The following is a 23,463-nucleotide window of genomic DNA, read 5'->3' as shown; positions in this document are numbered from 1 at the left end:
GACCAGCGACGGAGCTCAGCCGGTGAAGAGCTGCGCCGCGCGGCGCAGCGTCTCGATGATCCCGTAGGCCAGGGGGATCCCGACCAGGGCCCAGGCGCCTGTGACCTTGGGGTTCATGCCGCGCTCCTCTCGGTCTCGGCGGGATCGGTGGACTTCGGTTCGTGGAACCTGTCGGGGACCTGGCGGACCAGGAGGTTGGCGACGAAGCCGACCGCGAGGACGCCGACCATGGTCAGCAGTGCCGGGCGGTAGGCCTCCGCGGTGAGCGTGCCGGGCTCACCCTGCGCGTCCAGGAAGGCGTTGATGATGAGCGGTCCGGCGATCCCGGCCGCCGACCAGGCGGTCAGGAGGCGGCCGTGGATGGCGCCGACCTGGAAGGTGCCGAAGAGGTCGCGCAGGTAGGCGGGCACGGTCGCGAAGCCGCCGCCGTAGAAGGACAGGATCACCACGGCGAGCAGCACGAAGAGCGCCATCGAGGCGTCTCCGACTGTCGCCAGCAGGAGGTAGAGGACCAGGCCGACCCCGAGGTACATCATGTAGATCGGCTTGCGGCCGATGACGTCGGAGGTCGAGGACCACACGAAGCGACCGGCCATGTTGGCGATCGAGAGCAACCCCACGAAGCCTCCGGCCGCCGCGGCGCTGACCGAGGACACCCCATCGACGCGGAAGAAGTCCTGGATCATCGGGGCCGCCTGCTCGAGGATCCCGATGCCGGCGGTGACGTTGCAGAAGAGCACGATCCACACCAACCAGAACGCCCGAGTCCGGATCGCACTGTTCGCCGAGACGCTCGCCGTGGTGACGAGCTTCTTCGCCTTGACGGTTGCCGGGTCCCAGCCGGCCGGCGTCCAGCCCGCCGGCGGGACCCGGACCGTGGCCGCGCCGAAGGACATGAAGACCAGGTAGACGACGCCCAGGGTGAGGAAGAGCATCATCACCGCATGCCCGTCGGGCACCGTGGTGCCGTCGCCGGTGAAGGACGGGTCGTAGATCGACAGGAGCCGGCCGCTCAACGGGCTGGCGATCATCGCGCCACCACCGAAGCCCATGATCGCCATGCCTGTCGCCAGGCCGGGCCGGTCCGGGAACCACTTGATCAGCGTGGAGACAGGGGAGATGTAGCCGATCCCGAGACCGATACCGCCGACGACGCCGTAGCCGAGGTAGACCAGCCACAGCTGGCCGGTGCCGATACCGAGGGCACCGATGAAGAATCCAGAGGCCCAGAAGATCGCGGCCGCGGTCATCGCCGCGCGGGGTCCGTTGCGGTCGACCCAGGTGCCCATCACCGCGGCTGAGAGACCGAGCATCACGATCGCGATCGAGAAGATAACTCCGATCGCGGTCTGGCTCGTGTCGAAGTGCTCGACCAGGGCGGTCTTGTAGACGCTGGTGGCGTACACCTGGCCGATGCAGAGATGGACCGCGAGAGCGGCGGGCGGGATGAGCCAACGGCTGAAGCCGGGACCGGCGACCGTTCGCTCGCGAGACAGGAAAGCGGGAAGCAATGTGACCTCCGAGAGAGACGCGTGACGCACATCACTATCACAGTTGACGCGGCAACGGCGAGAGCGCACTTCCGGCCAGCGAAAACGACGAACCCTCTCGTGCCGGACAGCCGGGACGAGAGGGTGCGAAGACGAAGGAGCAGACGGGCGGAGTGCCTACTCGACGTCGGAGGAGGTGCCGAGCAGGTCCGCGACCAGCGCATCGAGGTCCATGTGCTGGCCCTCGGCGCCGACCGGGACGGCCGAGAAGGACTTGCCGAGGAACGTCTGCACCTCGCTGGAATCGGCGGTCGCGATCAGGCGGCCGTCGGGGGAGCTGAAGTCGAAGACGGCGACAGCCTTGGCGTCCTCGTCGATGCTCGGGTAGATCTTCACGTCGCCCTCGCCGGCGGGCGCGGCCAGGCCCTGCAGCATCAGGGTGCGGGAGACGACCCACTCGACGTCACCGGCCCCGGAGTGGAAGGTCAGGCTCACTGCGTACGGGTCGCTCTCGCGGTAGCCGAGGGTGGTCGGCACCTCGACCGTGCGGCCCCAGGGGTCGAGGCACGAGATCTGGATGTCCTGCTGCACTGCCGGGTGCTTGATGTCGCTCATTCGTCCGCTCCTTCTTGGTGGTCTTGCCAAGGAGACGGAGCGGTACGCAGGTGATGATGCCGTTTCTACGAACTTTCTGAACCGAGTCGCGTAGACCCCGGTCACACCCGGGCGAGAGCGGCTTCCAGGCGCGCGACGGGCGAGGTGAGGTTGTACGTCGCGGCGAGCTCGTACAGACGAGTCGGGTCGGCCGGAGCGCTGGGCAGTGTCGTACGGCTGCGGTCCAGCGGGAGGTCCCGGGCCACGGCCACGACCTTCGGCGCGACTGCCAGATAGTCGACCGCGTCGATGAACCTCTGACGCTGGGACTTGGTCAGCGAGGTGGTCGGGTCGGCGACGGCGGCGATGATCCCCTCCAGGTCTCCGAACTGGTCGAGCAGCTTGGCGGCGGTCTTGTCGCCGACGCCCTTCACTCCCGGCAGCCCGTCGGAGGAGTCGCCGCGCATCGTCGCGAAGTCGGCGTACTGCGCGGCGCTGATCCCGTACTTGGCGAGCACCCACCTCTCGTCGACCAGGTCGGGATCGCCCACGCCACGGGTCGGGTAGAGGATGCGTACGCCGGCCGTGTCGTCGACCAGCTGGAACAGGTCGCGGTCGCCGGTGACGACGTCGACCGGCATCCCCGCGCCGGTGGCGAGGGTGCCGATCACGTCGTCGGCCTCGTAGCCGTCGGCGCCGATGACGCAGATCCCGGCCGCGGCGAGCACCTCGCGGATGATCGGGACCTGCACCTGCAGCGGGTCGGGGACCTCCTCGACGTCGGGGGCGGTCTCGACCTCCTCGACCACGCGGTGGGACTTGTAGGAGGGGATCAGGTCGACCCGCCACTGCGGGCGCCAGTCGTTGTCCCAGCAGCACACCAGATCGGTGGGAGAGTAGTCGTTGACCAGGCGGGAGATGAACTCCAGCAGGCCTCGGACGGCGTTGACCGGAGTGCCGTCCTCCGCCTTGATCTCAGGCACGCCGAAGAAGGCGCGGAAGTAGAGCGACGCGGTGTCCAGCAGGAGCATTCGAGGTTCAGGCACGAGTGAAGCCTAGTGAATCGCCCGCGTCGTGTCGGTCGGGTCGGACGAGAGTCGCTGGGCGAGCCAGATCGGCGCGACCGAGACGACGATCATGACGACGGCCACCACGTTGACGATCGGCGCCTGACCGGGCCGGAACAGGTTGGTCAGGATCCAGACGGGCAGGGTGGTCACGCCCGGACCGGCCGCGAACGTCGTCACGATGATCTCGTCGAAGCTGAGCGCGAACGCCAGCAGCCCTCCGGCCAGCAGCGCGGAGCGCAGCTGGGGGAGCGTGACCAGCCGGAACGTGGTCCACATCCCCGCCCCGAGGTCGGCGGAGGCCTCCTCCAGATTGCCTCCCATCCGTCGCAAGCGCGCCTGCACGTTGTTGAAGACGGTCACGATGCAGAACGTCGCATGCGCCACCACCAGGGTGAAGAATCCCAGGCGGATCCCGAGGATCGACGAGAACGCGTTGGACAGCGCGATGCCGGTGACGATTCCGGGAAGGGCGATCGGGAGGATCACCAGCAGGTTGACGGTGTTCTTCCCGAAGAAGGAGTAGCGCTGCATCGCCAGGCCGAGCAAGGTGCCGAGGAGCAGGGCCAGCACGGTGGCGCAGGTCGCGACGACCAGCGAGGTGCGGATCGCGTCGTGCGCTCCTGGGTTGACCGCGGCGCGTTGCCACCACTCGGTGGTGAACCCGCTGGGCGGCCAGGTCAGTGCCTGGGAGGTGTTGAAGGAGTTCACCACGACCAGGGCAAGCGGTGCGTAGAGCACCGCCAGCACCAGGCCGGTCACCACGGCGAGCAGACGCCGGGTCGTTCTCGAGATGGTCATAGGTTCTCCAGAGCTCCGGTGCGGCGTACCAACGCCAGGTAGATCATGATCACGACGATCGGGATCAGTGCGATCGCAGCGGCCAACGGCAGGTTCGACCCCGAGTTGATGAAGACGAGGTTGCCGAGCATCTGGTTGGCCCCACCGACGATGTTGACGGTGATGTAGTCGCCCATGGTCAACGAGAACGAGAAGATCGACCCGGCGACCAGGCCCGGAACCACGAGAGGCAGCACGACGGTACGGAACGTCAGCGCGGGCCGGGCACCGAGGTCGCCGGCCGCGTCGAGCAGCGAGTCCGGGACACGTTCATAGGCTGCGTACACGGGGAGGACGACGTACGGGAGCCAGATGTACGCCTGGGTGAGCACGATCGCAGTGAAGCCGAACCCCGGTGTGCCGAGACCGACCAGGCCGCCGGCCCAGTCCAGGAGGCCGCCATTGGACAGCAGCGAGCGCCAGGCGAGCGCCTTGACGAGGTAGGACGCCCACAGCGGCATCAGGAAGGCGATCACCAGCAGGTGACGGGAGCGCCGGGAAGCGATCTTGGCCATGTAGAAGCCGACCGGCAGCGCGATCGCGCAGTCGATCAGGGTCACCAGCAGTGCCACGCCGATGGTGCGCAGCGTGACGGTCCGGTAGAGGGCTTCGCCCGTGATCTCACGGACGTTGTCGAGGGTGAAGGTGCGTTCGAGCTCGTTGGTGAACGAGTCGATCGTCCAGAACGCGGTCACCAGCAGTGCGGCGAGGGCGACGACGTAGACGAGCACCAGCCAGGTCAGGGGAGCGGCCAGCAGGAGGCCGAGACGGATGCCCGGCCTCCTGCTGAGCGTGCTGCTGATGGAGCTCAAGGTCACCCCTTGATCTCCGACCAGGCCTTGGTCCAGTCCTGGTAGTCGGTGCACTCGACGTCGGTCCGGCCGTCCAGGCAGTCGTTGATGGGCGTGTTCCAGAACCAGATCTTCTCCGCGTACGCCTCGTCGCCGGCGTGGAAGGTCTCGCAGTGTCCCTCGGAGGCGAACTCGCAGGCCTTGTCCGAGTTGGGGGCCTCGCCGAAGTACTCCGTCGCCTGGGCGTTGACCTCCGGGTCGGAGATGTGGTTGAGCCAGGCGTAGGCGCAGTTGGGCGACTTCGAGTTCGAGGAGATCATCCAGGTGTCGTTCCAGCCGGTTGCCCCCTCCGACGGGAGGATCGCCTCGACCGGGGCCTTCTTCTGGTCGATCAGGTTGGCGATCACCTGCCAGGTCGTACCGACCACGGTGTCACCGGTCTCGAACGAGGCCTGTGTCTTGGTGTAGTCGGACCAGTACTCACCGACGGAGGCCCGCTGGGACTTGAGCAGGTCGACGGCCGCGGCGAGCTGCTTCTCGTCGAGGGAGTACGGGTTCTCGATGCCCAGGTCGGGCTGGTGCGCCATCAGGTAGACCGCCGCGTCGGCGATGTAGATCGGCGAGTCGTACGCGGTGACCTGGCCCTTGTGCTTCGGTGCGTCCTCGAAGACCGCCTTCCACGAGGTCGGCGCGGGGGTGACGTCCTTGGTGTTGTACATCAGCAGGTTCGCGCCGTAGCCGTGGGGGATGCCGTAGTTCTTGTCGTCCACGGTGTTCCACTCGCGGTCTTTGAGGAAGTCGTAGATGCCCTCGTAGTTGGGGATCAGGTCGGTGTTGACCTCGGCCGCCTCACCTGCCGCGACCATGCGCAGGGTGAGGTCGCCGGAGGCGGCCACGACGTCGTACTCGCCGGACTTGGCCAGGTTGAAGGCCTCGTCGGAGGTGCCGTAGACCTTGGCGGTGACCTGGCACCCGGTCTCCTTCTCGAAGCCGGAGACCCAGTCGACCTCGGGGTCGGTCGAGCCGTCCTCGACGTAGCCGGGCCAAGCGAGGATCGAGACCTCGCCCTCGTTCTCGCCGAGCTTGTCGACCGCTCCGGTCGAGGAGTCGCCGTCGTCGCCGCCACAGGCGCTCAGCGTGATCAGGGACAGGGCCGCTACGGCGGCGCCGATGGTGTGTCTGGTTCGGATGTTTCGCATGGTCAACCTCTCTGGTGTTCTCTGGCTCATCGGTGTTGCACGTCACGGGACGACCCGGTGCCCAGAGGGACCAGGTCGCCCGGAGACCAGGAGGCGACCACGCGGTCGCCCCGAGACTCTGGTTCGGCGGCATCGGGGTGCAGGGCGCCCCGGCTCTGCTCGAGGGCGACCAGCCTGGTGCCGTCCTCGAGCTCGATGTGGACGCGGTGTCCGGTGCCGATGTAGATCGACTCGGTGATCACCCCGGCGGCGGTCATCGCCCCGGCCGGGGCGGTCGCGGTGACCGGGGACAGCAGGATCTTCTCCGGCCGCAGCGCGAAGGCGCCCTCCATGTTCAGCACCCGTTTGGACACCTGCTCGTCGAAGACGTTGGAGGTGCCGACGAAGTCCGCGACGTACTGCGAGGTCGGGCTCTCGTAGATCTCCTTCGGCGTGCCCAGCTGCACGATCCGGCCGCGGTCGAAGACCGCGATCCGGTCGCTGAGGGTGAGCGCCTCCTCCTGGTCGTGGGTGACGAACACGAAGGTGATCCCCAGCTCGCGCTGGATCTGCTTGAGCTCGACCTGCATCTGCTCGCGCAGCTTGAGGTCGAGTGCGCCGAGCGGCTCGTCGAGGAGCAGCACCCTGGGGCGTACGACGATGGCACGGGCCAACGCGACGCGCTGTCGCTGTCCGCCGGAGAGCTCGGTCGGCTTGCGGGCGGCGACGTGGTCGAGGCGGACCATGGCCAGCGCCTCCCGCGCCCGGGCGCTGCGCTCGGCCTTCGAGACGCCGCGGACACGCAGCCCGTACGCGACGTTCTCCAGCACGTTCAGGTGCGGGAACAGGGCGTAGTCCTGGAACACGGTGGTGACGTCACGGTCGAACGGCGCCAGGGCAGTGACGTCCTCGCTACCGAGACGGATCATGCCGGAGTCGGCGCGTTCGAAGCCCGCGATGAGGCGCAGCACCGTGGTCTTGCCGGAGCCGGAGGGCCCGAGCCTGGAAAAGAACTCGCCGTCGCCGATGGTCAGGTCGAGGGCGTCGACGGCCATCACGTCGCCGTACGCCTTGGTGACGGCGTCGAGCTGGATCTGCGGAGATTCGGTCGGTCCCATTGTTGAATCATATGGAACCAGATCTTAGATTTTAAAGACCCTCTGCGTAAGTTTCTTGGTGAACCCACTCGAAGGAGGAGCCCGATCGTGGCCAAAGCCCGTGCGACGACCTCGCGCGCCAGGTCGGCGATCTTCGCGCCGATCGGCGACGAAGGCAGAGCCGTACGTGTCGAGAACCGTCTCGCGGAGGCGATCCGCTCCGGTGTGCTCGCAGACGGTGACCGTCTCCCGAGCGAGCTCGAGCTCGCCCAGATGCTGGGCGTGGCGACGGTGACCGCCCGGGAGGCGCTGGTCTCGCTGCGCGTGCAGGGCCTGGTCGTGACCACCCGAGGACGTGGCGGTGGTTCGTTCGTGCGGGCGCCCGATCCCGGCGACGTCGTCAAGGGGCGGCTCGCGACCATGTCGCGGGTGGAGCTGCGCGACCGGGCGAGCCTCTATCAGGTGGTGCTGACCGGCTGCGCCGAGCTCGCCGCGGAGCGCGCTGCGCCCGACGAGGTGGAGGACCTCCACGATCTGCTGATCCCGGAGGACGAGGACGATGTCGGCAGGTGGCGCGATGCGGAGAGCGAGCTCTATCTCTCCGTCGCCGCGCTGACGCAGTCGGCGCGCCTCACCCGAGAGGTGGTGCGACAGGAGGCCGACTTCGGTACGTTGCTGCGAGTGCCGCTGAGCGAGTCGGACTTCCGTCAGGCATCGGGCAGGCGGCATCGGGCGTTGGTAGCAGCACTGGAGTCGGGCGATGTGGCCGCGGCTCGGACGAGCGTACGCGACCACGTGACCCATGCCGTTGAACGTCTGACCGAGATCCATGAGGTGGTACGACAGTGAACATCGACGTCTCTGCCGACTGCGCCGTCCAGATCGAGCGGCACTTCGGGGCCATCCTCACCGAGCTCGAGCGGATGCGCACCGAGGTCGCTGCCCTCTTCGCCTCCGGATCGGTCACCTCCGACGAGCTGAGCGCGCAGGTGGAGGCGCCGACGCTGGAGTTCCTCCAGGACCCGAACCTCCTCGGTGGTGGCTTCGTCGTCGCACCGGACGCCCTCAGCGACCGACGGCTCTACCTCGCCTGGTGGCAGGGGGCGGGCCGAGACTTCCTCGGCGAGGCCGAGGCGCCGGGGACGGGCGAGACGATCGACTACACCCGCCAGCCGTGGTTTCGCATACCGGAGCGGACCGGGCGGCTGAACATCGCCGGTCCTTACGTCGACTTCGTCTGCACCGACGAGTACGTCCTGACCACGACCCTGCCGGTCTACGCGGGCGGCCGGCTGGTCGGGGTCGCAGGGGCCGACACCTCGGTCGAGACCCTGGAGACGATGCTGCTGCCCGGCCTGCGCGAGGCTCGCGCGACCTTGGTCAACTCCCACGGCAGGGTGGTCGTCTCCGCCGACCCTCACCTGGCCACCGGCGAGGCACTGACCCCCGGCGCCGCGGAGGCCGACGGCGGCCGGCTGCTATCGGTGGTCCGCACCTCTCCTGCTGCCGACGGCGCGTCGAGAACGCTCGCCCGCTGGCCCTCCTGAGGCCGCCCAGCCCACCGGCGGACCGCAAATCTTTCGATATCGACCGCGATTCTGGACGTTTCGGCGGAGATATTGCTGTTGTGGGTACGCTGTCGCCGTGACTACCCCTGAGATAGAGGCCACCGACCGTAAAATCCTTCAGCTTCTCGCGGAGGACGGCCGGATGTCCTACACCGATCTGGGCAAGGCCACCGGTCTGTCGACGTCGGCGGTGCATCAGCGCGTCAAGCGGCTCGAGCAGCGCGACCTGATCACCGGCTACGGCGCCACCGTCAACTACGCCGCGATCGGAGTCCCGCTGACCGCGTTCGTCGCGGTCACGCCGCTCGACCCCTCCCAGCCCGACGACTGCCCCGAGCGGGTCGCCGACCTCAACGAGGTGGAGGCCTGCTGGTCGATCGCGGGCGCGGAGTCCTACATGCTCAAGGTGCGGGTGGCGACCCCCGAGGCGCTCGAGGAGCTGCTCGGCCGGATCCGTTCGGTCGCCAACGTGGGCACCCGGACCACGATCGCGATGTACACCTACTACGAGAACCGGCCGACCCTCAAGCACTGAGCCCCCGGCGCCTCACTGGCCGTGCGTACGCCACCACTCCTGGCCTGACTCGGGCAGCGTGTGGATCGGGTCGTAGTACTCGTACGTCCTGGACAGCGCCTCGGGGTCGCTCGCCTCGATCGAGGTGCGGTAGTTCTTGGTCCAGTAGGAGATCCCGCGCTCGGTGTCGTAGTCGGCGATCTGGTGGACCCACCGCTTGCCGACAAAAGGCACGTCGCACACGATGCGCGGAGTGGCGAAACCGGGCAGGTAGCCCATGATGTCGTGCTGCAGCCGCTGGGCGTCGGCGACCGAGACCCGCCAGTGCTCGCTGAACGGGATCATGTCGCACATGTAGAAGTAGTAGGGCATGATCTGCGCGCCGTCGAGCAGGCGGAAGCTCAGGTCGAGCAGGCTGTGGCTGTCGGCGTTGACGCCGGCCAGCAGCACACCCTGGTTGCGTACGTCTCGCACGCCGGCGGCCAGCAGCGCTTTGGACGCCTCGGCGACCAGGGGAGTGACCGAGTTGGCGTGGTTGGCGTGGGTGTGGATCGCCAGCGATACGCCGCGCTCGCGGGCGACGGTGGTCACCCGGTTCATCCCCTCCAGCAGCGGCTCCTGGAGCCAGTGCTGGGGGAGACCGATCAGGCCCTTGGTGGCCAGCCGGATGTCGCGGATGTTGTCGATCGCCATCAGCTTGGTGAGGAAGTCCTCCAGCCGCGGCCAGGGCAGGTTGGCGACGTCGCCGCCGGAGACGACCACGTCGCGCACCTGCGGGGTGTTGCGGAGGTACTCGAGCATCGCCTCGTGGCGGTCGACCGGCTTGCCGGTGAGCTTGAGCTTGTCGATGACCGGGGTCGAGTTGCCGACCAGGTCCATCCGGGTGCAGTGACCGCAGTACTGGGGGCAGGTCGAGAGCAGCTCGGCGAGCACCTTGGTCGGGTAGCGGTGGGTCAGGCCCTCGGCGACCCACATGTCGTGCTCGTGCAGCGAGTCGCGGCTCGCCTGCGGGTGGGACGGCCAGTCGGTGCGGCGGTCGGAGAAGACCGGGATCATGTAGTGCCGGAGCGGGTCAGCGTAGAACGCGTTGGTGAACTCCTCGCCGGCCGACGCGCCGGACGGGACCATCGTGTTGACCATCTGCGGCGGGACCAGCATCGACATCGTCGCCCGCTCCGCCATGTCGCGCTCTAGGTCGGCGTAGAAGCGCTCATCGAGGAGATCGCCCATCAGCGCGCGGAGCTGGCGCACGTTCTTGATGCAGTTGACGCGCTGCCACTGCACGTCGCGCCACTGCTCCTCGGTGATGTCGGCCCAGCCTGGGAACCGGGTCCAGTCGGGTTCGACCAGCTCTACGCGCTGGTAGGCGTAGGGCTGTCCGTCTCGGGTCTTGGGCTCGATGGTTGCCGTCATGCTTTCCACCTTAGCGGGAGATCCTCCGGCCAATGCAAGCATCGGCCGCAATTCTTCCATGAACCGCTGGTATGGTCCGCCGTGAGATGCACGCAAGGAGGCGTACGACGATGACCACTTCCGACCCGACAGGCCTGCACCGGGTGCTCGACGAGCCGGTGGCCGGCTCGTTGCCGCTCCCGCAGGCGGCCTGCCGACTCGACACCCGAAAGACCCTGTGGCCCGACGAGGTGCGGATCCGCGTGGAGCGACTGAACCTCGACGCCGCCTCGTTCCGCCAGCTGGAGGCCGCGCACGACGGTGACGGAGAGGCCGTACGCCGCGAGGTGCTCGACATCGTCGCCGACCGCGGCAAGATGCAGAACCCGGTGACCGGGTCAGGCGGCATGCTCGTCGGCGTGGTCGAGGAGGTCGGCCCCGAGTCGCCTCTCGGCCTCTCGGTCGGCGACCGCGTCGCTACCCTGGTCTCCTTGACCCTGACGCCGCTGGTCATCGAGGACGGGCTCGGACGATGGACCGGCGAGGACGAGCAGGTGCCGTGCGACGGCTACGCCATCCTCTTCGGCCGTTCGATCGCCGCCGTCCTCCCCGCCGACGAGACCCCGGAGCTGGCCCTCTCGGTCATGGACGTCTGCGGCGCCCCAGCCCTGACCCGCCGAATCGTCACGAAATACGCCGATACGTCGAAAATTGACGGCGAGACGTCGATTTCTGACTCTGCCGCATCGAAAACTGACGTCTCGGCGTCAGAAATCGACTCCTCGGCGTCAAAGACTGACGTCTCGGCGGTGACTGTTGCGGTCATCGGGGGTGGCGGGAAGTCGGGGTCGCTGTCGTTGGCTGCGGCGCGCGAGGCCGGGGGCGGGCATCTGATCGGTGTCGTCCCCACCGACGCCGAGGCCGAGCGGCTTCGGGACGCCGGCCTGGCCGACGAGGTCGTGGTCGCCGACGCCCGCAACCCGGTGGCGCTGCGCGATGCGGTCGCCAAGGCCGGCGGGCCGGCCGACGTCACCGTCGTCTGTGTCGACGTGCCGGGCTGCGAGGGCGGCGCCATCTTGGCCACCGCCGACAGCGGCACCGTCATCTTCTTCTCGATGGCCACGTCCTTCTCCGCCGCCGCGCTGGGCGCCGAGGGCCTCGCGGCCGATGTGACGATGCTCGTCGGCAACGGCTACGTCCCCGGCCACGCGGCGTACGCCCTGGATCTTCTGCGCGCGAACCGCGGCGTACGGACTCTCTTCGAGGGCAGACTGGCGCCGTGACACGCATCCTCCTCCGCAATGGTGTGATCCACACGGGCCTGGCCTCTGCCGAGCCGACCACGGCGATGGCCGTCGAGGACGGCCGGATCGTCTGGACCGGCACCGACCCCGACGGCTTCACGAGCCCCGACGAGGTGGTCGACCTCGGCGGCCGACTGGTGACACCGGCCTTCGTGGACAGCCATGTCCACGTCGTCGAGACCGGAGAGCAGATCCTCGGGCTCGACCTCGGTGGCGCGCCCAGCCGGGAGGTGGTGCTCGACATGGTCGCTGCGTACGTCACCGACCTGGGCCCCGACGACCTGGTTCTCGCCCAGGGCTGGGACGAGACGCTCTGGCCGGACCCGACCCTGCCGACCGCGACCGAGCTCGACCGTGCCTCCGGCGGCCGCAAGGTCTATCTCAACCGCATCGACGGTCACTCCGCCGTGGTCTCGAGCGCGCTGATGGCTCAGGTTCCCGGGATCACCGGACTGCCGGGCTGGACCGCCGAGGGGCGCGTCGAGCGGGAGGCGCTGCGCGCGCTGCTTCCGCTGCTGGCCGACCTCACCCCGGCCGGGCATGCCGAGCGCGGTGCCCGCGCGGCGCTGCAGGCGATGGCCGCCCTTGGCATCGGGGCCTTCCACGAGAACGCCGGGCCCGACATCGGTCCCGAGTCGGACCTGGTCGCTGTGCAGACGCAGGCCGCCGATGCCGGGCTGCACGGCACCTACTACTGGGGTGCTCATCTCGGTTTCGGCGATCTCGACCGCCTCGACGACGTCGCCGGTCTGGCCGGCGACCTCAGCGCGGACGGCTCGATGGGATCCCGCAGTGCTGCGCTGACCTTCGACTACGCCGATCTGGCCGGCCACCGAGGTCACGCCTATCTCGACCCCGAGCGGATGGCCGAGCACATCGTCGGCTGCACCCGGCGCGGTCTGCAGGCCGGCTTCCACTGCATCGGCGACCAGGCGATCGACAACATCGCGCAGGCGTTCCGGCTTGCCGAGACGGCACTGGGCGCCGAGACCCTGCGAACCCGTCGCCACCGGCTCGAACACTGCGAGCTGCCCTCCCCGGCCGCGGCCGAGACCTTCACCCACCTCGGGGTGATCGCGAGCATGCAACCGATGTTCGACGGGCTGTGGGGTGGCCCCGACCGGATGTACGCGGCGAGGCTGGGGGAGCGCTGGCAGCAGATGAACCCGTTCCGGACCCTGCTCGACGCCGGCGTACGCATCGCCTTCGGCTCCGACTCCCCGGTCACCCCGCTGGACCCGTGGGCGGCGGTCCACGCGGCCGTGCACCACCGCACCCCGGGCCAGGGCATCACGCCCGCGGAGGCGTTCGCGGCGCACACCGTCGGAGGCTGGTACGCAGCCGGCATCGACGACGCCGGCACGCTCGCGGTCGGACAGCGGGCGACCTACGCGGTCTGGGACCGCACCACGTTCCCCGACCTGACCACACCTGACGTCGCCGACGTCACCACCGCCTGCTTGCAGACCGTCGTCGACGGCAGGACCGTATTCGAGAAGGAGGGTGTCTGGTGAGACTCGATCTGGACCCACGCACGATCGCCCAGGCCCGCGCGCTGGCGGTCAAGGTCGGCGACCCGATCGTCGAGATGGCCAAGAAGCACACGACGGTCGCCGTGGAGCGGGCCACCCTGCGGTTGGCCGGTCTCGCCGGCGCCGACCCGGACGGCACCCCATGGGTGAACCATCTCGTCGACGCGGTGCGCGCCGACGTCGGGCTGGAGCACGGGGTCGCACTGCCGGTGTGGCAGGCGCTGGGCGCCTACGACAACGATCTCGCGCGCCTGGCCGAGGAGGCGGCCGCAGGCCAGGTGACCTTCCGTCTGCCCGAAGGCGCCGAGGCAGAGCTGGCCGCGAAGCACGCCCGCGAGGCGGTCGGCGTCGGCATCGCCCGGCTCGACGCGAGCCGGGTGGCCCGCGAGCGGATGATCGCCGAGATCGGCGACGCCCCTCGCAAGCCGTGGATCTACCTCATCGTCGCGACCGGCGACATCTACGAGGACATCCCGCAGGCCCAGGCGGCCGCGCGCGAGGGCGCCGACATCATCGCGGTGATCCGCTCGACCGGCCAGTCGCTGCTCGACTACGTGCCCGAGGGGGCGACGCGGGAAGGGTTCGCCGGGACGTACGCGACCCAGGAGAACTTCCGGCTGATGCGGGCCGCCCTCGACGAGACGAGCCGCGAGCTGGGGCGCTACGTCCGGCTCACCAACTACGCGAGCGGGCTGTGCATGCCGGAGATCGCGGCGCTGGCGGGCATGGAGCGTCTCGACATGATGCTCAACGACTCGATGTACGGGATCCTGTTCCGCGACATCAACCCGGTGCGTACGTTCGTGGACCAGCGCCTCTCGCGCCAGATCCACGCACGGGCGGGGATCATCATCAACACCGGCGAGGACAACTACCTCACCACCGCCGACGCGGTCGAGGCCGCGCACACGGTGACCACCTCCCAGCTGCTCAACGAGTACTTCGCCAAGGAGGCGGGGCTCGAGGACTGGCAGCTGGGGTTGGGCCACGCGTTCGAGATCAACCCCGACGTACCGGACTCGTTCCGTCTCGAGCTCGCGCACGCGCTGCTGGCGAAGTCGATCTTCCCCGACGCCCCGTTGAAGTGGATGCCGCCGACGCGGCACATGACCGGCGACATCTTCAAGGGCTACCTGCTCGACGGCTTCTTCAACCTCGCCGGCGCGATGACCGGCCAGGGCATCCTGCTGGTGGGGATGATGACCGAGGCGGTCGTGACGCCCTGGATCTCCGACCGCGACCTGGCCCTGCAGAACGTCCGGTACGTCATGGACGCGGCCGGGCGGCTCGGCGAGGACTTCCACCCGGCTCCTGACGGCTTCATCGCCAACCGGGCGCGCGAGGTGCTGGGGGAGTCGATCGACCTGCTCGGGAAGATCATCGACGAGCCCAACGGCCTCCTCGACGCGATCGCCGACGGCACCTTCGGCCTGATGAAGCGCCCCGCCGACGCGGGCAAGGGTCTCGAGGGCGTCGCCGAGAAGTCCGAGGCCTACTACAACCCGGCCACAACGATCCTGGAGGGCGAGGAATGAGCCAAGGAAACCTGATCAGGCCCTACGGCGACACCACCGGGGACGGGATGGTCCAGGTCTCCTTCACGTTGCCGATGAAGCACAGCAAGGTCGCCGACGGCGCCGCGCTGCAGCTGGCCAACAAGATGGGCATGGAGCCGGCGATGGTCGTCCACTCCAAGCCGATGGGGGACGACTTCACCTTCTTCGTCGTCTATGGGCAGGTCAACCACCTGGTCGACGTCGACAAAGTCCAGGTCGTCGAGCGCGACTTCCCGCTGCTGACGCCCAAGGAGGCGAACGCGGTGATCAAGGAGACGCTGCGGCGTCCGCTCGTCGTCGTCGGCGCCTGCATCGGCACCGACGCCCACACCGTCGGGATCGACGCGATACTCAACATCAAGGGGTTCGCGGGGGAGAAGGGCCTGGAGTACTACAAGGAGATCGAGGTCGTGAACCTCGGCGCCCAGGTCTCCGTGCCCTCCCTGGTCGAGGCCGCCGTCACCCGGCGCGCCGACGCCGTGCTCGTCTCCCAGGTCGTCACCCAGCGCGACGCGCACCTGCTCAACACCCGGGAGATGTCGGCGGCCTTCCGCGAGGCCTATCCGGCGGGGGAGCGGCCGCTGCTGGTCGCCGGCGGGCCGCGTTTCGACGAGTCGATGACCACCGAGCTCGGCGTCGACCGCATCTTCGGCCGCGGCACGACACCTGCCGAGGTCGCCTCCTATCTCGTCCACCGCACCACCGCGAAGGAGCCCGCCGCATGACGTCGCCGCAGATCGGCCCCGAAATCGGCACCAAGGTCGTCCACCGCCGCTATGTGCCCTACTCCCACGCCCACTACGCCGGGAACCTGGTCGACGGCGCCTACAGCCTGGGGCTCTTCGGCGACGTCGCGACCGAGATGTGCATCCGCACCGACGGCGATGAGGGACTCTTCGCCTCCTACGACGACGTGCAGTTCAAGGCCCCCGTGCGTGCCGGCGACGTCCTGGAGATCAGCTGCGAGCTGATCAAGGCCGGGACCCGGTCCCGGGTGATGGAGTTCGCCGTGTACGTCGTGGCCCGAGGCGCCGCGACCGAGGCCAGTCCGGGGGCCGCCGAGATGCTGGCGGAGCCGGTCCTCGCCACCTTCGCGCGAGGGACCGTCGTCGTTCCCTGAAGGCCGTAACGGGTACGCGAAGGCGACACGCCGAGGTTCCTCGAGAATTCCTTCCTTTTTCGCGCCCAGCAGGCTGCTGCTGACCTGCGGAAACATCTGTTTCCGCAGGTCAGCACCGTGTTGACTTACGCAGAGCCAGCGGGTGATGGTGGCAATGTTCGCCCAGGCAGAGTTGCGGTCGGCGGACCGGCGCTCGACGAATCGGGTCGGGGGTGTCGAACCAGGCATGCCTTCGATTCGTTTTCGCGGGCGCGGTCCATGACCGCGAGGGCAACGCGGGAGGGCCAAGGCGCCCTTAGACAACGATCGTCCCCTTGTCTCCAGCAAGGATCGGAACGGCCCGAAGAACGTCTTGGTCCTCCCGCGCTCTGCGTCGTCGGCGCTCGCTTCGCCGTGCGCACAGCGCTGGAGGCCGGCGGGTTCGGGGATCTTGGGTTCGACCGATGGGCCGATATCCTGTGATCTCCACCCCATTCCTCGACAAGGCCGGCGTTACGTGACGAACGAGCAGCTTCCACCCTGGACCGAGATCGGCCGGGCGGTGATGGTCATCCCGACCTATAACGAGGCGGACAACCTCGCCTGGATCGTAGGACGGCTGCGCAAGGCGCAGCCGCGCGTCGACGTGCTGATCGTCGACGACGGCTCCCCTGACGGGACCGGCACGATCGCCAACGAGCTGGCTGACAACGACGGCCAGATCCACGTGCTGCACCGCGCCGAGAAGGCCGGCCTGGGAGCTGCGTACCTCCATGGCTTCGGGTGGGCCATCGAGCAGGGCTACGACCTCGTCGGGGAGATGGACGCCGACGGCTCCCACCAGCCCGAGGAGCTCCATCTGCTCCTCGACGCCATCCCGTCGGCCGACCTGGTGATCGGTGCCCGCTGGATCCGCGGCGGTTCCGTGGTCAACTGGCCGCTGTCGCGACGGCTGCTGTCGGTGGGCGGCAACCTCTACGTCCGTCTCCTGCTCGGTATCGGCGTCCACGACGCCACCGCCGGCTACCGCCTCTTCCGGCGTACGACGCTGGAGAAGCTGCAGCTGAGCAGCGTCGAGTCGACCGGTTATGTCTTCCAGACCGAGATGGTGACGCGTACGCTGCGGGCCGGCCTCACGGTCAAGGAGGTCCCGATCCAGTTCATCGAGCGGATCCGGGGCGAGTCGAAGATGAGCTCTGCGGTCGCCGCCGAGTCGATGCGCCGGGTGACCCGCTGGGGCCTGGCCGAACGCCGCGACCAGCTGCTCCGCCTGCTGCGCCGCTTCGGCCTGGACCGTCTCGCGGGAGGCCGTCGATGACCACGCGCCGCCGCCGGTTCTCTTGGGTGCTGGTGCTTCTGTTCCTGGTGATCCCGCTGGCCGAGCTGTTCGTGCTCATCCAGGTCGGTCAGGTCATCGGCGTGTGGTGGACGATCCTGCTGCTGATCGCCGACTCGATCTTCGGCGCCTGGCTGATGCGCCGCGAGGGATCCCGAGCATGGTCCGCGCTGTCGACGGCGCTTTCCTCGGGCAAGCTCCCGTCCAACGAGATCGCCGACGGCGCGCTGATCCTGCTCGGTGGCGCGCTGATGCTCAGCCCCGGCTTCGTGACCGACATCTTCGGCATCGTGCTGATCCTGCCGTTCACCCGGCCGTTCTTCCGCCGCATCCTGGCCACGGTCGTGCAGAAGCGCCTGGTCACCGCCGCTATGCCCTCCACGTTCGGACCCGGCGCCCGGCCCCGCAACGACGACATCGTCACCGGCGAGGTCATCGACAAGGACAATCTGGCCTAGGAACGTCTGCGAGATCACCAGATACGCCGATGGCGGCCTTCCAGCTGGAAGGCCGCCATCGGCGTATCTCAGGTGTAGCAGAAGTCAGGCGTTGGCCTTCTTCTTCCCCGGTCCCTTGCGGTGCAGGTGAGCCGGGCCGATCTCGCCGCCGCGAAGCAGGTCGAGGCGCTCCTTGAGGATGTCCTCGAGCTCCTTCTCCGAGCGCCGCTCCAGGAGCATGTCCCAGTGCGTACGCGCAGGCTTCTCGGCCTTCTCCTCAGGCTTGGCGCCGGAGAGGTTGAGAGCTTCCATGCCGCAGCGCGGGCACTCCCAGATCGCCGGAACCTCGGCCTCGTCCGACATCGTGATCTCGAAGTCGTGGCCCTGCGGGCATCGGTAGGCCACCTGCTGGCGGCCCGCGAACTCGATCCCGCGTTCGTCCTCAAAACTTTGTCCGCCCAGTCGGGCGCCGCGCAACGTGCGCTCGGCCATGAAGCACCTCCTGAGTCGATCGTCCCCCGTTGAATGAACTGAAGAGCGAGGCGGTCTGCGGACTCATAACACAGGCCGGTCAGGCCTCTTCGTACCTGCAACGGTACAGAGGAGGTGATGATTCCGTGAAATGTCGAGGTTCTCGCCGTGGTGTTCGATACAGGACTCGCCTGACCTGCGGATCTCCCTGAGAAAGTCCTGAGGGCCTCAGACTCGTTGGGGTGCCCGGTTGCCGGCCTGCTCGATGCCCTTCGCGGTGTTCACCAGTGCGAGCAGCGCGCCACCGAGGACGAAGAAGGCGATCAGCGCCAGGATCGCCGGCCGGTAGGAGTCGGTGAGCTGGTAGACGAGCCCGAAGACGAGGGTGCCGAGCCACGAGGTGCCACGGTCCATGGCGTGGTAGAGGCTGAAGTACTCCGCCTCCTTGCCGGCCGGGATGAACAGCGAGAAGTACGAGCGCGCCAGTGCCTGGGTGCCGCCCATGACCAGACCGATCCCGACGGCGACGATCAGAAGCGGCAGCAGAGTGCGCTCCGGCACGAAGTAGGCGGCGACGACGATGGCCATCCAGCCGACCAGCCCACCGAGGATCACCCGCTTGGCGCCGAAGACCTTGGCCAGCCGCCCGAAGAAGATCGCCCCGCCGACCGCGACGAACTGCACCAGCAGATAGATGCCGAGCATCGTGCCGGTCTCGAATCCGAGCTCCTCGACGCCGTAGATCGAAGCCGAGCTGATCACGGTCTGGATGCCGTCGTTGAAGAAGAGGTAGGCCAGCAGGAACGTCAGCGCGACCGGATACTTCGGCAGCTCCTTGAGCGTCACGAACAGCTGACCGAAGGAGCGCGCCACGACACCACCGGAGACGTTCTCGACGTCCGCGGGCTCGCGTCGCCGGATCCGACGCCAGGGGATGATGATGAAGCCCGCCCACCACAGGCCGGCCGAGAGCATCGAGATCCGCACGGCCAGCTCGGTGCCGAGGCCGAGCGGGTCGGCGAAGGTGACCAGGAGGAAGTTGACGGCGAGCAGCAGCCCGCCACCGGCGTACCCATAGGCCCAACCGATGGAGGAGACCCGGTCGCGCTCGTCCTCGGTCGAGATCAGCGGGAGGATCGAGTCGCTGACCACCACCGCCGCGCCCGCGCACAGGTTGGCGATGATGAACATGATCGAGCCGAACCACCAGTTGTCCCCGGTCATGAAGAACAGCAGCGCCGCACAGAGCGCGCCGGCCCAGGCGAAGCCGACCATCAGGTCCGGCTTGCGCGAGGTGCGGTCGGCGATCGCTCCGACCAGCGGATAGATCAGCGCCGAGAGCAGGGTGGAGAAGGTGATGACGTACGACGGCAGCGCCCCGGGTGCGATCGAGAGCCCGAGCACGTCGATCCGGTTGTCGACGGCGGCGGCCTTCGCGATCTCGATCAGGTAGGGCGCGAACAGCACCCCGGCGACCGTCGTCTGGAACGCGGAGACGGCCCAGTCGGTGAAGAACCAGCCCTTCTGCTCCCTGGCCCGCTCGGCCGGACTGAAGTCGCCGATCCCGGCTGATGTGCTCACTTCTCGGGCTCCTCGTCGTTCTGTTCGGTGGGCTCAGCCCGAGGCGTCGTAGCCTCCCACAGGCCACGCTCCTGCAGGAACGCTTTCAGTACGTCGGTGCGGTCGGTCATCAGACCGTCGACGTCGCGCTTGATCAGCCGCGCCATCTCGGCCGGGTCGTCGACGGTCCAGACGTGGACCTCCTTGCCCGCCTTGTGGGCGCGGCGGACGAGACCACGAGACGCCACCCGGATCGACAGCGGCCCGGGAAGACGGTGGCGGTGCGGGATCTGGAACGCGTCGAAACGGGCGCCGGCCAGCCGCTTGGCGATCCCGGCCGTAGGCGCCAGCAGGTAGGCCAGCACCTCTCGCGGGTGGGCCGAGGTGCGTACCCGGCCGTTGGTCAGGCGCCGGAACCTCTCCAGCCGTCGCCTCGAGAACGAGCCGACGATGACCTTGTCCTCGTGGTCGGTCGCCTCGAGCAGCTCGGCCACGGCGCCGACGGACCCGTCGGACTTGAGGTCGATGTTGAAGGTGGCCTCCGGGAAGGCCGCGAAGAGCTCGGCCAGCGTCGGCACGCCGTGCTGGCCGCCGATGCGGGCTGCCTGCACCTCGGCGTACGTCATCTCCGCGATCAGCCCGCTGACGTCGGTCACCCTGTCGAGCGCCTCGTCGTGGAAGGCGAGCAGCACACCGTCACGAGTGACGTGCACGTCGGTCTCGAGATGGGTGTAGCCGAGCTCCACCGCATGCCGGAACGCCTCCATGGTGTTCTCCATCCCGACCAGGTCGGGATGGAGCGCTCCACCACGGTGCGCATAGGCGCGTACGCGTCGTCTCTGCTCCTTCACGGGGAGCATCTAACCACCCGTCAGCGCCCGTTCGCGTGAGCCCGGAGACTCAGTTGCGACTCAGATCTGCCTCAGATGTCACGGAAAGCGGTGATGTTCGCGCCGAGCTGGTTGAGCCGCTCGGCGAGATCCTCGTAACCCCGGGCGATGACGTAGGTCGAGCGCAGGACCGAGGTGCCCTTGGAGGCGAGCATCGCGAGCAGGATGACGACGGCGGGACGCAGCGCCGGCGGGCAGACGATCTCGGTGCCGGAGAAGTGCGTAGGGCCCTCGATCATGACCCGGTGCGGGTCCATGAGCGTGACGTTGCCGCCGAGCTTGTTGAGCTCGGTCAGGTAGATCGCGCGGTTCTCGTAGACCCAGTCGTGCAGCAGCGTCTGACCCTGGGCCACCGCGGCGATGGCGGCGAAGAACGGCAGGTTGTCGATGTTGAGACCGGGGAAGGGGAGCGGGTGGATCTTGTCCAGCGGCGCGTGCAGGATCGAGTGCTTGGTGTTGATGTCGACCAGGCGGGTCTTGCCGTTGAGCGCCAGGTACTCCTCGGTGAGGGTGTAGTTGAAGCCCATCTCCTCCAGGGTCGCCAGCTCGATCTCCATGAACTCGATCGGGACCCGCTTGATGGTGATCTCGGAGTCGGTCACGATCGCGGCGGTCAGCAGCGACATCGCCTCGATCGGGTCCTCGCTCGGCGCGTAGTCGACGTCGACGTCGATGATCTCGCGGCCGGTGATGCGCAGCGTGGTGGTGCCGATGCCCTCGACCTCGACGCCCAGCTTCTGCAGGTAGAAGCAGAGGTCCTGGACCATGTAGTTGGACGAGGCGTTGCGGATCACGGTGGTGCCCGGGTGCAGGGCGGCAGCCATCAGGGCGTTCTCGGTGACGGTGTCGCCACGCTCGGTCAGCACGATCGGGCGGCCCGGCTGGATCTCGCGGTTGACGGTCGCGTGGTAGGCGCCATCGGTCGCCTTGACCTCGAGGCCGAAGGGGCGCAGGGCCGACAGGTGCGGCTCCACGGTGCGGGTGCCGAGGTTGCAGCCGCCGGCGTAGGGGAGCTCGAAGTTGTCGAGACGGTGCAGCAGCGGCCCGAGGAACATGATCACCGAGCGCGTGCGGCGTGCGGCGGTCTCGTCGACGGCGTCGAGGCGCAGCTCCTTCGGCGGCACGATCTCGAGGTCGTTGTCGTCGTTGAGCCAGCGGGTCTGTACGCCGATCGAGTTGAGCACCTCGATGATCCGGTTGACCTCTTCGATGCGTGCGACCTTGCGCAGCGTCGTACGGCCCCGGTTGAGGAGCGAGCCGACCAGGAGGGCGACCCCGGCGTTCTTCGAGGTCTTGACCGTGATCTCACCGGACAGGGTCGTCGGGCCGGTGACACGCAGGTGGGTCGGTCCGGCGCCGATGTCGACGAGGGAGGAGTCGAGAGCGGCACCGACCCGGGCGATCATCTCCAGGGAAAGGTTCTGTTGCCCCTGTTCGATGCGGTTGATCGCGCTCTGGCTTGTGTTGAGAAGGTCGGCGAGCTGTGCCTGGGTCAGGCCCTTGTGCTTGCGCGCATCGCGAATCAGATTCCCGATACGACCTTTGTATCCGTCGGTCATGGTGCACCACCGTAACTCATATATGAGATATGCCTGGATTCCCCGCGAAGTGTCGGCGATTCGTTCCTGCACTGTGGGCCCGTCCCCGGAGGGCCACTGTGTGCAACACGGTCGTACGCCGGGTGACAGGATGCCACCATGCATGCGACGACGATCCACGGGGTGGGCGACATCCGCTTCACCCAGGTACCCGATCCGACACTGGTAAAGACCACCGACGCGATCGTGAAGGTGGTCGGCTCCTGCATCTGCGGCTCCGACCTGTGGAACTACCGCGGCGCCAACGGCGAGATCGAGGAGCCGCGCACCATCGGTCACGAGTGCATCGGCGTCATCGAGGAGGTCGGCGCCGACGTACGCGACTTCAAGCCCGGCGACTTCGTGATCGTCCCCTTCGACCACTGCGACAACACCTGTCCGCACTGCCTCGCCGGCGTCCAGTCGGTCTGCGACAACCTCGGCTTCACCGTCAGCGGCCAGAGCGAGTACGCGCTGGTCAACCAGGCCGACGGCTCGCTGGTCAAGCTCGACGAGACGCCGGACCCGGCGATGTATCCCGACCTGCTCGCGCTCACCGACGTGATGGCCACCGGCTGGCACGCCGCGGTGATGTCCGGCCTCGGATCCGGCGCCAGGGGCGGCACCGCGGTCGTCGTCGGTGACGGGGCGGTCGGCCTGTGCGGCGTGCTCGCGGCCGCCCAGCTCGGCGCCGAGCGGGTCGTCGCGATGTCGCGCCACGAGACCCGCCAGGAGATCGCCAAGAAGTTCGGCGCCACCGATATCGTCGTCGCCCGCGGGAAGGAGGGTGAGGCCGCCGTACGCGAGCTCACCGGCGGCATCGGCGCCGACTACGTCCTCGAGTGCGTGGGCACCGACCAGTCCTTCAAGACTGCCTCGAAGGTCGCACGCCCAGGCGCGACCGTCGGGTTCGTCGGTGTCCCGCACGACGTCAACCTCCCGGTCAACGCGCTCTTCCGCACCAACGTGGGTCTCAAGGGCGGGATGGCGCCGGTACGCCGCTACCTGCCCGACCTCCTGCGCCTCACCCTGGAAGGCACCATCAACCCAGGTCTGGTCTTCGACAAGGCGCTGCCGTTCGCCGAGGCCGCCGAGGGCTACCGACTGATGGACGAGCGGCTCGCGACCAAGGTCCAGCTCACCTACTGATCCCGGGTGGGGGATCGGCCG

24 protein-coding genes are annotated in these 23,463 nt (G+C 68.2%); 11 read left to right on the top strand and 13 right to left on the bottom strand.

Translation table 11 applies throughout. The annotated features are described in order from the left end of the window. Positions 1 to 15: 15 nt before the first annotated feature. The 8 genes from BJ988_RS31560 to BJ988_RS10020 all read right to left on the bottom strand — a co-directional run bounded on the left by BJ988_RS31560 (position 16) and on the right by BJ988_RS10020 (position 7,078). On the bottom strand, positions 16 to 117 hold the full coding sequence (locus BJ988_RS31560) for an MFS transporter small subunit (RefSeq protein ID WP_425490831.1): 102 nt from the start codon (positions 115 to 117) through the stop codon (positions 16 to 18). Continuing rightward, positions 114 to 1,511: an OFA family MFS transporter gene (locus BJ988_RS10050; RefSeq protein WP_179657860.1), complete on the bottom strand. Its 1,398-nt coding sequence runs from the start codon at positions 1,509 to 1,511 to the stop codon at positions 114 to 116. The genes BJ988_RS31560 and BJ988_RS10050 overlap by 4 nt, the downstream gene beginning before the upstream one ends. 156 nt (positions 1,512 to 1,667) lie before the next feature. Further along, entirely contained in the window at positions 1,668 to 2,105 is a 438-nt protein-coding gene (locus tag BJ988_RS10045; RefSeq protein ID WP_179657859.1) for an SsgA family sporulation/cell division regulator, read from the bottom strand. Positions 2,106 to 2,206: 101 nt separating this feature from the next. Then, positions 2,207 to 3,115 carry a 5'-3' exonuclease gene (locus BJ988_RS10040; RefSeq protein ID WP_179661419.1) on the bottom strand — a complete coding sequence of 303 codons (909 nt, stop codon included), beginning with the start codon at positions 3,113 to 3,115 and terminating at the stop codon, positions 2,207 to 2,209. Between the two features lie 24 nt (positions 3,116 to 3,139). Then, positions 3,140 to 3,952, bottom strand: coding sequence for an ABC transporter permease (locus tag BJ988_RS10035; RefSeq protein ID WP_179657858.1), 813 nt, complete (start codon positions 3,950 to 3,952; stop codon positions 3,140 to 3,142). Next, positions 3,949 to 4,809, bottom strand: a complete 861-nt coding sequence (locus BJ988_RS10030; protein WP_179657857.1) for an ABC transporter permease subunit — start codon at positions 4,807 to 4,809, stop codon at positions 3,949 to 3,951. The genes BJ988_RS10035 and BJ988_RS10030 overlap by 4 nt, the downstream gene beginning before the upstream one ends. Beyond that, positions 4,806 to 5,981 carry an extracellular solute-binding protein gene (locus tag BJ988_RS10025; RefSeq protein ID WP_179657856.1) on the bottom strand — a complete coding sequence of 392 codons (1,176 nt, stop codon included), beginning with the start codon at positions 5,979 to 5,981 and terminating at the stop codon, positions 4,806 to 4,808. The genes BJ988_RS10030 and BJ988_RS10025 overlap by 4 nt, the downstream gene beginning before the upstream one ends. Before the next feature lie 26 nt (positions 5,982 to 6,007). Then, complete coding sequence (locus BJ988_RS10020; RefSeq protein WP_179657855.1) at positions 6,008 to 7,078, bottom strand: ABC transporter ATP-binding protein; 1,071 nt, start codon at positions 7,076 to 7,078, stop codon at positions 6,008 to 6,010. An 87-nt stretch (positions 7,079 to 7,165) separates the two neighbouring features. On the opposite strand from BJ988_RS10020, the gene BJ988_RS10015 reads away from it, so the two are divergent. The 3 genes from BJ988_RS10015 to BJ988_RS10005 all read left to right on the top strand — a co-directional run bounded on the left by BJ988_RS10015 (position 7,166) and on the right by BJ988_RS10005 (position 9,160). Continuing rightward, positions 7,166 to 7,906, top strand: coding sequence for a GntR family transcriptional regulator (locus BJ988_RS10015; RefSeq protein ID WP_179657854.1), 741 nt, complete (start codon positions 7,166 to 7,168; stop codon positions 7,904 to 7,906). Continuing rightward, entirely contained in the window at positions 7,903 to 8,604 is a 702-nt protein-coding gene (locus tag BJ988_RS10010) for a cache domain-containing protein (protein ID WP_179657853.1), read from the top strand. The genes BJ988_RS10015 and BJ988_RS10010 overlap by 4 nt, the downstream gene beginning before the upstream one ends. Positions 8,605 to 8,701: 97 nt before the next feature. Then, complete coding sequence (locus tag BJ988_RS10005) at positions 8,702 to 9,160, top strand: Lrp/AsnC family transcriptional regulator (protein WP_292652767.1); 459 nt, start codon at positions 8,702 to 8,704, stop codon at positions 9,158 to 9,160. 12 nt (positions 9,161 to 9,172) lie between these two features. On the opposite strand, the gene BJ988_RS10000 is transcribed toward BJ988_RS10005, so the two are convergent. Next, positions 9,173 to 10,552, bottom strand: coding sequence for a KamA family radical SAM protein (locus BJ988_RS10000; RefSeq protein ID WP_179657852.1), 1,380 nt, complete (start codon positions 10,550 to 10,552; stop codon positions 9,173 to 9,175). A 110-nt stretch (positions 10,553 to 10,662) separates the two neighbouring features. Between BJ988_RS10000 and kdd the strand changes: the two genes are divergently transcribed. The 7 genes from kdd (at position 10,663) to BJ988_RS09965 (ending at position 17,816) form a co-directional block, all read left to right on the top strand. Next, on the top strand, positions 10,663 to 11,814 hold the full coding sequence (gene kdd, locus BJ988_RS09995) for an L-erythro-3,5-diaminohexanoate dehydrogenase (RefSeq protein WP_179657851.1): 1,152 nt from the start codon (positions 10,663 to 10,665) through the stop codon (positions 11,812 to 11,814). Further along, on the top strand, positions 11,811 to 13,349 hold the full coding sequence (locus BJ988_RS09990) for an amidohydrolase (protein WP_343051555.1): 1,539 nt from the start codon (positions 11,811 to 11,813) through the stop codon (positions 13,347 to 13,349). The genes kdd and BJ988_RS09990 overlap by 4 nt, the downstream gene beginning before the upstream one ends. Next, positions 13,346 to 14,902, top strand: coding sequence for a lysine 5,6-aminomutase subunit alpha (gene kamD, locus BJ988_RS09985; RefSeq protein WP_179657850.1), 1,557 nt, complete (start codon positions 13,346 to 13,348; stop codon positions 14,900 to 14,902). The genes BJ988_RS09990 and kamD overlap by 4 nt, the downstream gene beginning before the upstream one ends. Next, complete coding sequence (kamE, locus tag BJ988_RS09980) at positions 14,899 to 15,648, top strand: lysine 5,6-aminomutase subunit beta (RefSeq protein WP_179657849.1); 750 nt, start codon at positions 14,899 to 14,901, stop codon at positions 15,646 to 15,648. The genes kamD and kamE overlap by 4 nt, the downstream gene beginning before the upstream one ends. Further along, a complete protein-coding gene (gene kal, locus BJ988_RS09975) occupies positions 15,645 to 16,043 on the top strand; it encodes a 3-aminobutyryl-CoA ammonia lyase (protein ID WP_179657848.1) in 399 nt (132 codons plus the stop codon). Before kamE ends, kal begins: the two co-directional genes overlap by 4 nt. A gap of 544 nt (positions 16,044 to 16,587) precedes the next feature. Next, the gene (locus tag BJ988_RS09970) at positions 16,588 to 17,340 is read left to right on the top strand and encodes a polyprenol monophosphomannose synthase (protein WP_179661416.1); all 753 of its coding nucleotides are present in this window, start codon (positions 16,588 to 16,590) and stop codon (positions 17,338 to 17,340) included. After that, on the top strand, positions 17,337 to 17,816 hold the full coding sequence (locus tag BJ988_RS09965) for an FxsA family protein (protein WP_179657847.1): 480 nt from the start codon (positions 17,337 to 17,339) through the stop codon (positions 17,814 to 17,816). Before BJ988_RS09970 ends, BJ988_RS09965 begins: the two co-directional genes overlap by 4 nt. Positions 17,817 to 17,900: 84 nt before the next feature. Here the strand turns inward: BJ988_RS09965 and BJ988_RS09960 are convergent, their stop codons facing one another. The 4 genes from BJ988_RS09960 to BJ988_RS09945 form a co-directional block, all read right to left on the bottom strand. Beyond that, positions 17,901 to 18,287: an RNA polymerase-binding protein RbpA gene (locus BJ988_RS09960; protein ID WP_008359714.1), complete on the bottom strand. Its 387-nt coding sequence runs from the start codon at positions 18,285 to 18,287 to the stop codon at positions 17,901 to 17,903. 207 nt (positions 18,288 to 18,494) lie between these two features. Further along, complete coding sequence (locus tag BJ988_RS09955; RefSeq protein WP_179657846.1) at positions 18,495 to 19,847, bottom strand: MFS transporter; 1,353 nt, start codon at positions 19,845 to 19,847, stop codon at positions 18,495 to 18,497. Continuing rightward, positions 19,844 to 20,686 (bottom strand): glycerophosphodiester phosphodiesterase family protein, encoded by an 843-nt coding sequence (locus tag BJ988_RS09950; RefSeq protein WP_179657845.1) that lies wholly within the window; start codon positions 20,684 to 20,686, stop codon positions 19,844 to 19,846. Before BJ988_RS09950 ends, BJ988_RS09955 begins: the two co-directional genes overlap by 4 nt. A 62-nt stretch (positions 20,687 to 20,748) precedes the next feature. Then, positions 20,749 to 22,275: a UDP-N-acetylglucosamine 1-carboxyvinyltransferase gene (locus BJ988_RS09945; protein ID WP_179657844.1), complete on the bottom strand. Its 1,527-nt coding sequence runs from the start codon at positions 22,273 to 22,275 to the stop codon at positions 20,749 to 20,751. A 138-nt stretch (positions 22,276 to 22,413) separates the two neighbouring features. Here BJ988_RS09945 and BJ988_RS09940 point away from each other — a divergent pair, with 138 nt between their 5' ends. Further along, on the top strand, positions 22,414 to 23,442 hold the full coding sequence (locus BJ988_RS09940; protein ID WP_179657843.1) for a zinc-dependent alcohol dehydrogenase family protein: 1,029 nt from the start codon (positions 22,414 to 22,416) through the stop codon (positions 23,440 to 23,442). Positions 23,443 to 23,463: the final 21 nt, after the last annotated feature.

Origin of the sequence: Nocardioides panzhihuensis (genome assembly GCF_013408335.1) — a bacterium.
Lineage (GTDB): Bacteria > Actinomycetota > Actinomycetes > Propionibacteriales > Nocardioidaceae > Nocardioides > Nocardioides panzhihuensis.
The sequence above is the reverse complement of the archived record's forward strand: the minus strand, read 5'-3'. Positions and strand labels throughout refer to the sequence as shown.